We start from the raw sequence: 9372 nt of genomic DNA, 5'->3' as shown, positions 1-9372 counted from the left end.
AGACGATGAAGCCGACGGCGCCGATCGCGACCATGGCGTAGGCCATGCCGAGATAACCGAAGACGGGCTTCTTCGAGAAGGTCGACACGATGTGGCTGATGATGCCGAAGCCGGGCAGGATCAGGATGTACACCTCGGGGTGACCGAAGAACCAGAACAGGTGCTGGAAGAGCAGCGGATCGCCGCCATTATCCGGCACGAAGAAGGAGGTGCCGAAGTTGCGGTCGGTGAGCAGCATGGTGATGGCGCCCGCCAGGACCGGCAGCGAGAGCAGCAGCAGGAAGGCGGTGACCAGGACGGCCCAGGCGAAGAGCGGCATCTTGTGCAACGTCATGCCCGGGGCGCGCATGTTGAAGATGGTGGTGATGAAATTGATCGCGCCGAGGATCGAGGACGCGCCGGCGATGTGGATCGACAGGATCGCCAGATCCATGGCCGGACCGGGCTGGCCGGATGTCGAGAGCGGCGGATAGATCGTCCAGCCGCCGCCGACGCCGTAGGCGCCGGGCGCGCTTGGCACGAACATCGAGGTGAGCAGCAGGATGAAGGCCGGCGGCAGCAACCAGAAGGAGATGTTGTTCATGCGCGGGAAGGCCATGTCAGGGGCGCCGATCATGATCGGCACCATCCAGTTGGCAAAGCCGCCGATCAGGGCCGGCATGACCATGAAGAAGATCATGATCAGTCCGTGCGCGGCGCCGAACGCATTGTACATGCTCTTGCCGCCGTCGATGGCGGCGTCGCCGTGCATGCCGTAGACCATCTGCGCCAGACCGCTGAAGATCTGGATGCCAGGCTCCTGGAGCTCCATGCGGATGACGACCGAGAGCGCGCCGCCGACAATGCCGGCGATGATCGCGAAGATCAGGTAGAGCGTGCCGATGTCCTTGTGGTTGGTGGAGTAGACCCAACGGACCCAGCCATGTGGCCGGTGGTCGCCGTGGTCGTGAGCTGCAGCCTCTGCCATATTCCGCTCCGTTCCCTAAATCTTGCTAACCCGCGGCATCAGTTGCCAGCGGCCGCTACCTTGTTGGTCCCGTCGACCTCGGCCATCAGCGCCTTGTTGGCGGCAGGCACATTGGTCTTGGCCGTATCCAGCCAGGTCTTGAACTGCGCTTCGGAGACGACGCGGATCGCGATCGGCATGAAGGCATGGTCCTTGCCGCAGAGCTGCGAGCACTGACCGTAGTAGAGACCTTCCTTCTCCGCCTTGAACCAGGTCTCGTTGGTGCGGCCAGGCACGGCGTCCATCTTGATGCCGAAGGACGGCATGGCGAAGGAATGGATGACGTCGGTGGCGGTGATCAGCACACGCGTCATGGTGTTGACCGGCACCACCAGCTCGTTGTCGACAGCAAGCAGGCGCGGATAGAGGCTCTTGTCTTCCTTGCCTGCCTTGGCGCGATCACCTTCCTGGAGGATCGCCGAGTTGAAGGAGAAGGTCTTGTCGACCTGATATTCATAGTCCCAGTTCCACTGGTTGCCGGTCGCCTTGACGGTGAGCTTGGCGTCTTCCGGAGGCGTGTACTGCGCGGTGAGCAGTTGGAAGGAGGGAATGGCGATGAGCAGCAGCACGATGACCGGCCCCACCGTCCAGATCACCTCGATCAGCGTGTTGTGGCTGGTCTTCGACGGAACCGGATTGACGCTCGCCCGGAAGCGCAGGATGCAAATGCCCAGAAGAACCAGCACCAGGACCGTGATCGGTACGACGAACCACATCGTGTAGTTCCCGAACCACTCGATCTGCCGCATCATGTCGGTCGCGGGCGCCTGGAAGCTGGTCTCCCATGGCCGCGGCTGATCCGCGTGAGCGGCGGCGCTGGAGAGGAGCACGCCAGTCGCGGCACCTGCCATAAACTTGGCGCTTGCCAGGAATTTTCTCATCGCCCTCTCGTCTCCCACTTCCTGCGATCGGATCGCACCAATAACGGACGGCGCCGGGATTGGGAATCCCGGTCTGTCCCTAGGCTGGTTCAAACCATACTCTATTTCCCTCCGCAAGAAAGGAGCGGACGAAACCGTGCGGCATTTTTGCGCGCAGCCCGAAGGCCATGTCCGGGCATCGCCGCGCGTTGAGCCGGACGGTCGCAATTCGGGCGAATTTGCTATGGAAAAGCGCGCAATTGCCGGTGTCGGGGCAGACCGGCGACGGTCCCATCCTTTACTTGGCCCCGGCGCGGCTTAAAGTGCCGTGATTCGCAATGGAGCCGTCATGACTTCCTGGCTTTCGAGACCCTTGGCGAAGGTCGTCTTCCTCGCCGCCCTGCTTGGCATCGGCCTGATCGGCAGTGCCGGCGCGGCGCCGAACACGGCCGCGCCGCCCAGTGGTACGGTCAAGTCGACACATGGAGCATGGTCGATCATCTGCGATACGCCGGCCGGCGCGACCTCGGAACAATGCGTGATGATGCAGAACGTGGTCGCCGAGGACCGTCCGGAGATGGGTCTGTCGGTCGTGGTGCTGCGCACCGCCGACAACAAGGCCGAGATCCTGCGCGTGCTGGCGCCGCTCGGCGTGCTGCTGCCCAACGGCCTCGGGCTCAATGTCGACGGCAAGGACATCGGCCGCGCCTACTTCGTGCGCTGCTTCCAGGACGGCTGCTACGCCGAGGTTATCCTGGAGAAACCGCTGCTCGAAACGCTGAAGACCGGCACCTCGGCCACCTTCATCGTCTTCCAGACGCCGGAAGAAGGCATCGGCATTCCCGTCGACCTCAAGGGATTCGCCGAAGGTTTCGCCGCCCTTCCCTGATCCGCGAGCGACCTGTCAGCCCACGCACGACGATCCCGCGCGGATTCCACTGACGATTGTCTTGACGCACCTTCGCCCCTACATCGGGTGAATCGAAGAAACTTGCCAGTGGACAACCCGCCATGAACAGCCTGATCGGCCAATTCGACATTTCCGACGACCGCGTCAAAGAGATCGTCGCCGACACCATCAAGGGCGCCGACGACGGCGAGCTGTTCCTGGAATACAGCGAGAGCGAAGCGCTGGTGTTCGACAATGGCCGGCTGAAGACGGCCAATTTCAGCACCGACCAGGGTTTCGGCTTACGCGCCGTGGCCGGCGAGGCCAGCGGCTACGCGCATTCCAGCGATCTATCCGAAGCCTCGCTGCTGCGCGCCGCGGACGCCGTCTCGGCCGTCAAGGGCGGTTATTCCGGCCAGCTCGCGGCGGCGCCCGCCCGCACCAACCGCCATCTCTACGGCGATGAAAACCCGATCCCTTCGCCGTCCTTCGAGGCCAAGGCAAAGCTTTTGCAGGAAATCGACGGCTGGCTGCGCGCCAAGGATCCGCGTGTGCGCCAGGTGACGGCTTCGCTCGCGGCGTCGTGGCAGCATGTCGAGATCGTGCGCGGCGACGGTCAGCTCACGCGCGATATCCGCCCGCTGGTCAGGGTCAATGTCTCGGTCGTGGTCGGCAATGGCGATCGCCAGGAGAGCGGTTCCTACGGCATGGGCGGCCGCAAGAGTTTTGGCGAGTTCGTCAGCGAAGAGAGCTGGAAGCACGCGGCAGGCGAGGCGCTGAGGCAGGCTCTGGTCAATCTGGAAGCCGTTCCGGCGCCTGCCGGCACGTTCGACATCGTGCTTTCCAGCGGCTGGCCGGGCGTCATGCTGCACGAGGCCGTCGGCCACGGCCTGGAAGGAGACTTCAACCGCAAGAAGACGTCTGCCTTCGCAGGCCTAATGGGCCAGCAGGTGGCGGCCAAGGGCGTCACCGTCGTCGATGACGGCACCATCCCCGAGCGGCGCGGCTCGCTCACCGTCGACGACGAGGGAACGCCCTCCGCGCGCAACGTGCTGATCGAGGACGGCAAGCTGGTCGGCTACATGCAGGACCGGCAGAATGCCCGCCTAATGGGCATGAAGGCGACCGGCAACGGCCGGCGCGAGGGCTACGCGCATCAGCCGATGCCGCGCATGACCAATACCTACATGACCTCCGGCGACATGAACCCCGAGGAAATCATCGCCTCGGTCAAGAACGGCATCTACGCCGTCTCCTTCGGTGGCGGCCAGGTCGACATCACCTCCGGCAAGTTCGTGTTCGGCTGCACGGAGGCCTACATGATCGAGGACGGCAAGGTGACCCAGCCGATCAAGGGCGCGATGCTGATCGGCAACGGTCCCGACGCCATGCACCGCGTCACCATGATCGGCAATGACATGAAGCTCGACAACGGCATCGGCATGTGCGGCAAGGCCGGACAGGGCGTTCCCGTCGGCGTCGGCCAGCCGCATCTCAGGATGAACCAGATGACGGTGGGCGGCACCAGGGTTTGAGGGCCGAAGCCTGTTCCGGTAGCATTGCCTCTCAACAAGGGGTTCCAGGCGCAGGCCACCATGCCCAGATCGAAGATCGTCATCCTGACGGGAGCCGGCATTTCGGCGGAATCGGGCGTCGCCACATTCCGCGATCCCGAAGGGGTCTGGGCGAAGTAAAGCCTCGAAGAGGTCGCCACGCCGCAAGGCTTTGCCCGCGACCCCGCCAAGGTCCAGGATTTCTACAACATGCGGCGGCGGCAGTTGGGTGACGTCGAGCCGAACGCAGCGCACGCCGCGCTGGCCAGGCTCGAGCGAGAGCTTACGGGCGACGTCCTGCTCGTCACACAGAACATCGACGACCTGCATGAACGCGCCGGCTCGCGGAAGCTGATCCACATGCATGGCGAGCTCGGCCGCGCGCTTTGCCAGGGCTGCGGCGAAAGCAGCAGCTGGACCGCAGACATCATGGCCCATTCGATACGTCCGCGCTGCGGCGCGAACGGGCGGCTGCGGCCGGACGTGGTCTGGTTCGGCGAAATGCCGTACCGCATGGAGGAGATCGGCGAGGCGCTGGCGCAGTGCGACCTGTTCGCGGCGATCGGGACCAGCGGCAGCGTCTATCCGGCCGCAGGTTTCGTCGAGGAGGCGCGCGCCGCCGGCGCGGTGACGGTCGAGCTCAACCTGAAATGCGCAGGCTGGGCCTCCCGCTTCGACGAGCAGGTGGAGGGGCCGGCGACACAAGTAGTGCCGGCCTTTGTCGAGCGCATCCTTTCGGGAACCGGCTGACGTCCAATCCCGCCACCTCGTGACCTGAGTTCGCGCCGGCATGTCGCGACTGGATTCACCGAATCCGGGCCGCACCGGCGACGAGGCCCTCCCTGCAATCGAGCCGGGGGCTTTTCCACATTATTGGCATCGCAGCCCTGAGGCCATTTCTTGCGCGAGTCGGCAAATCGGCGCAGCGTGCCGCCGGGGGATCGTATTTCGCATATTCGCATATAGGGAGGACACTTTTGAAATGAGTCCCGTTTCCACTCCACGCAAACTCGGGCCGCTGCAGATCATTCTGCTCGCGATCCCATGCATTGCCGTGCTCATCGTGCCGTTCTTCAACCGGCTGGAGCCAAGCCTGTTCGGCGTTCCGTTCTTCTACTGGTGGCAGATCCTATGGGTGCCGCTGTCCAGCATCTTCATCGCCGTCGTCTACCGGATGACCGTGCCATCGGGCAGCGGAGACTGACACCATGGATGTGGTCGCAACGACAGTCTTCATAGCGATATTCGCCTTCATCACCTTGCTCGGTTTCGTGTCGGCGCATTGGCGCAAGGGCGATATGAGCCAATTGCACGAATGGGGGCTCGGCGGGCGCCGTTTCGGCACCTGGGTCACCTGGTTCCTGATCGGCGGGGATCTCTACACCGCATATACATTCGTCGCCGTGCCGGCCCTGGTCTTCGGCGCCGGCGCGCTCGGCTTCTTCGCAGTGCCTTACACGGTGCTGGTCTATCCGCTGGTGTTCGCCATCCTGCCAAGGTTGTGGGTGGTGGCAAGGCAGCACAATTATGTCACCGCCTCCGATTTCGTCGCCGGCCGCTACAACAACCGGGGCCTCGCGCTGGCGATCGCCATCACCGGCATCGTCGCCACCATGCCCTATATCGCGCTGCAGCTGGTGGGCATCCAGGTCGTCGTCGGCGGTCTCGGTTTCCCGACGGCCGGCCTGGCCGGCGACCTGCCGCTGATCATCGCCTTCGTCATCCTGGCAGCCTTCACCTACACCAGCGGACTGCGCGCGCCGGCCTCCATCGCCATCGTGAAGGACCTTCTGGTGTATGTGACGGTCATTGCGCTGATCGTCGTCGTGCCGATCAAGATGGGCGGCTTCGGATCGATCTTCGCCGCCATCCCGCCGGAAAAGCTGCTGCTGCCTCCCGTCAAGGACGGCAACACAGGGCAGATCTCCATCTACACCTCGCTGGCCTTCGGCTCCGCGCTGGCTCTGATGCTCTACCCGCACGCTACCACCGCGGTGCTATCGGCCAAGGGGCCGAACACGCTGCGGAGGAATTGGGTGTTCCTGCCGGCCTATTCGCTGATGCTCGGGCTGATCGCCATGCTCGGCTATTTCGCCTATGCGGCCCACATCGACCAATTGCCTGAGCTCGCTCCCTACTTCGCCCAGTACAAGGCGCAGTTCGCAATGCCCGGCCTGCTGCTCCATTTCTTCCCGAGCTGGTTCGTCGGGCTGGGTTTCGCGGCAGTGGCGATCGGCGCCCTCGTTCCGGCAGCGATCATGTCGATCGCGGCCGCCAATCTCTTCACCCGCAACATCTACAAGGCCTACATCAATCCCACCTGCTCGACCGAGCAGGAAACCAGCATCGCCAAGCTGTTCTCGCTCATCGTCAAGGTCGGGGCGCTGGTGTTCATCCTGTTCCTGCCGCTGACCTACGCGATCCAGCTGCAGCTGCTGGGCGGCATCCTGATCCTGCAGACCCTGCCGGCCATCGTCTGCGGCATCTATACGCGCTGGTTCGACGCCAAGGCCCTGCTGTTGGGTCTGGCCGCCGGACTGGCATGGGGCATATGGGCCGCGTCCCTCACCGGTTTCCAGACATCCGGCTATGCGCTGCATGTCGGAGGCCTGACGATACCGGCCTATATCGGCCTCTACGCGCTGATCCTGAACTTCGCGGTGGCGATCGTGGCCAATCTGGTCATCCGCATGCTGGGCATGACCAACCAGGGGGATGCGACGGTCGCCGCCGACTACGTCGGCTGACCGATCAGGCGGATGCCTTGCAGGGGCGCCAAAAAGGCGCCCCTGCCCTGTTGCGCGAAGGCCACGCCGCATTTGCGCAACACGGACACGTACGTGTTAACCTTTTGTTAAATATTTAATTGATCCCGTCCCCCGTTTCTGCATTACTCGTCGTCAGGCTCCTCGTGCGGTGGTGTTGCCAGTGGTGCGTTCCCTCGGCGTCCTGACTTCTTCCTTCCTGGTTGGCTTTGTTTCGTTGGTTGGCGTGAGTTCGCTGGATGTCGGGACGGCATCGGCGCAGTCGACGCTGTTCAAGCGGCCATCGACACCGGCTGTTGGCGGCGCGAGCTTCGCCTCGGTCGGAGGGCGCACCAGCGTCCCCTATGGCTGGGTCGACTTCTGCGGCCGCCGACCGAAAGAATGCAAGGTATCCGACCTGGCCGCCGTGAACGTGAAGCTCACCGCGGAGAACCTGCGCACACTGCGGCGGATCAACCTCAAGGCGAACAACTACATCGTGCCCGTCAGCAATTACGATCACTGGGGCACGATGCTGGACCACTGGGATTACCCGGTGGACGGCAAGGGCGATTGCAAGATCTATGCGCTCTACAAGCGCAAGCTTCTGATGGAAGCGGGATTTCCGCGCCAGGCCCTGCTAATGACGATCGTGCGCGACCTCAACAATGAAGGTCACACCATCCTGACGGTGAAGACAGACAAGGGCGATCTGATCCTCGACAATCTGGTCAATGAAGTCAGGCCCTGGGACGCGACCGGCTATTATTTCCTGAAACGCCAGTCGCAGCAGAACCCGAACGTCTGGGTGTCGATAAATCAGCGCGGCGGCAAACCTAAGACGTTTACCAAGATCGCCGCGAACTGAGACGTTTCTCCATTTCATGAAACGATGAACCGCTCCGGACGAAAGGAGCGGCCCGGTCGCTTGCGGCAGGTGCTCGACGTTTCAATCGTCGACCCTCTCACCCCTACAGGACACGGAGAGCCTGAAGCGGACCAGCGCTTCTAGGGAGGACCGCTGCATTTGCTTTGCCGCCAGCCCGCGCGGAAGTGGCGCCGGCGCAATTCCACCTTGCCGGCGGTTCGCCGTTCCGCAGAACCGGCGAACCGCTTTTTGTCTCCGACGTCTTAGAGCAATCCCTGGCGGAAAACCGCTTCACGCTTTTCCTGGCATTGCTCTACTTGCAAGGCGGCTCACCGGGATGCCCGCAGGCAGGCTTCTTGTTGCCCTGCGGCTGTTGCGGCCTCGGTTGCTGCTGGATGTGGCGTTCCTGCGGCTGAGGCTTGGGCTGCTGCTGGATGCGGCGTTCCTGAACCTGAGGCTTCGGCTGGGCATGGAACTCCGGCTTCTTCGGCTTGGAGAGGACCTGCACGTTTGGCTTGTTCTGCTGGACGTTTCCGCCAGCGCCGCCCGTACCGCCGCCGTTCTGCAGCTTGCGGAGTTTCTTGTTCCCGTTGGCCCCGCCCTGATCGTTGGGCTGGCCGGATGACAGATCCTTGCGCGTGAGCTTCTTCGGGTTGCCGTTGGTCTGGCCCGACAACGCGTTCGGATTGTTCTGAAGCTTCTGCTGGGCGTTCAGGTCCTGCTGGGCAGGGGCACCGTTGACGGTAGGCAGCTTGTGCAACTTACCGTTCTTGCCCTGGCCGGTTCCGCTCTGCTGGCCATTGCCCTGGCCGGTACCGCCGTTTCCGGTGGTCTGGTTGCCACCCAGAGTGCCCTGGTTGTTAAGCAGCTTCTTCGTCTTGTCGTTGGGCAGGTTCTGGCCATTGAGTACCGGCGGCTTACCGTTGACGAGCGGCAGCGTCTGGCCGTTGGCGCCAGGCAGAGCATGCTCGGTCGAAAGCGTCTTCGACAGCGGCGTCACCGGTTGCTTGCCCTGTTGCTGAAGCACCGTGGCGCGCTTCTGCAGAAGCGGGGGCAGAGCCACCTTGGTGGCGAGCGCGGCCGCACCGAGGCCGACTGCGCCGGCGGTCAGCTTCTGGCCGGTGGTGAGGCCACCACCCTGCCCTGCCTGATTGTTCTCGTTGATCGTCGTGTTGTTGATGATCGTGGTGTTGTGGATGTTGTTGAAGATGATGTTGTCCGGCGGCGGCACGATGTCATGCGGCGGGTTGATCCAGGCCGGAAAAGGCACGAAGACCGGCGACGGCAGGACGAAGATGCCGACCGGCTCCGGCGGGGGCGCCAGTACGATGAAATCCGGCGGCGGCGGCGGCAGGAAGACGACCGCGACCGGCGGCGGCGGTTCGAAATCGAAATCGGGGTCGTCGAAATAGAGCACCGGACGGTCGATATAGACGATTTCCTCCGGCGGCG

7 protein-coding genes and 2 pseudogenes are annotated in these 9372 nt (G+C 63.4%); 6 read left to right on the top strand and 3 right to left on the bottom strand.

Annotation, left to right across the window (positions count from 1 at the left end):
* On the bottom strand, positions 1-967 hold a 967-nt coding region (locus tag Q0L57_RS31830), incomplete at its 3' end, for a cbb3-type cytochrome c oxidase subunit I (RefSeq protein WP_296747059.1).
* A 38-nt stretch (positions 968-1005) separates the two neighbouring features.
* A complete protein-coding gene (gene coxB / locus Q0L57_RS31825) occupies positions 1006-1887 on the bottom strand; it encodes a cytochrome c oxidase subunit II (RefSeq protein ID WP_296747058.1) in 882 nt (293 codons plus the stop codon).
* 328 nt (positions 1888-2215) lie between these two features.
* Here coxB and Q0L57_RS31820 point away from each other — a divergent pair, with 328 nt between their 5' ends.
* The 6 genes and pseudogenes from Q0L57_RS31820 to Q0L57_RS31795 all read left to right on the top strand — a co-directional run bounded on the left by Q0L57_RS31820 (position 2216) and on the right by Q0L57_RS31795 (position 7920).
* Complete coding sequence (locus Q0L57_RS31820; protein WP_296747057.1) at positions 2216-2755, top strand: invasion associated locus B family protein; 540 nt, start codon at positions 2216-2218, stop codon at positions 2753-2755.
* 122 nt (positions 2756-2877) lie between these two features.
* Positions 2878-4290, top strand: a complete 1413-nt coding sequence (gene tldD, locus Q0L57_RS31815; protein WP_296747056.1) for a metalloprotease TldD — start codon at positions 2878-2880, stop codon at positions 4288-4290.
* 60 nt (positions 4291-4350) lie between these two features.
* A pseudogene (locus Q0L57_RS31810) lies at positions 4351-5058 on the top strand (NAD-dependent deacylase).
* Between the two features lie 232 nt (positions 5059-5290).
* Positions 5291-5512, top strand: a complete 222-nt coding sequence (locus Q0L57_RS31805; RefSeq protein ID WP_296747055.1) for a DUF3311 domain-containing protein — start codon at positions 5291-5293, stop codon at positions 5510-5512.
* Between the two features lie 4 nt (positions 5513-5516).
* On the top strand, positions 5517-7055 hold the full coding sequence (gene mctP, locus Q0L57_RS31800; RefSeq protein ID WP_296747054.1) for a monocarboxylate uptake permease MctP: 1539 nt from the start codon (positions 5517-5519) through the stop codon (positions 7053-7055).
* A gap of 181 nt (positions 7056-7236) precedes the next feature.
* Complete coding sequence (locus tag Q0L57_RS31795) at positions 7237-7920, top strand: transglutaminase-like cysteine peptidase (protein ID WP_296747053.1); 684 nt, start codon at positions 7237-7239, stop codon at positions 7918-7920.
* A 313-nt stretch (positions 7921-8233) separates the two neighbouring features.
* On the opposite strand, the pseudogene Q0L57_RS31790 reads toward Q0L57_RS31795, so the two are convergent.
* Positions 8234-9372, bottom strand: a pseudogene (locus tag Q0L57_RS31790) (peptidase C14 caspase catalytic subunit p20); the annotation flags it as partial.

It is taken from the genome of Mesorhizobium sp., assembly GCF_024509055.1.
Taxonomy (GTDB): domain Bacteria; phylum Pseudomonadota; class Alphaproteobacteria; order Rhizobiales; family Rhizobiaceae; genus Mesorhizobium.
This window is presented reverse-complemented; position numbering and strand designations above follow the sequence as displayed.

Bases quoted from the DNA above. Each gene is read 5' to 3' on its own strand.
- coxB (WP_296747058.1), bottom strand. From the start codon at position 1,887: ATGAGAAAATTCCTGGCAAGCGCCAAGTTTATGGCAGGTGCCGCGACT.
- Q0L57_RS31820 (WP_296747057.1), top strand. From the start codon at position 2,216: ATGACTTCCTGGCTTTCGAGACCCTTGGCGAAGGTCGTCTTCCTCGCC.
- tldD (WP_296747056.1), top strand. From the start codon at position 2,878: ATGAACAGCCTGATCGGCCAATTCGACATTTCCGACGACCGCGTCAAA.
- Q0L57_RS31805 (WP_296747055.1), top strand. From the start codon at position 5,291: ATGAGTCCCGTTTCCACTCCACGCAAACTCGGGCCGCTGCAGATCATT.
- mctP (WP_296747054.1), top strand. From the start codon at position 5,517: ATGGATGTGGTCGCAACGACAGTCTTCATAGCGATATTCGCCTTCATC.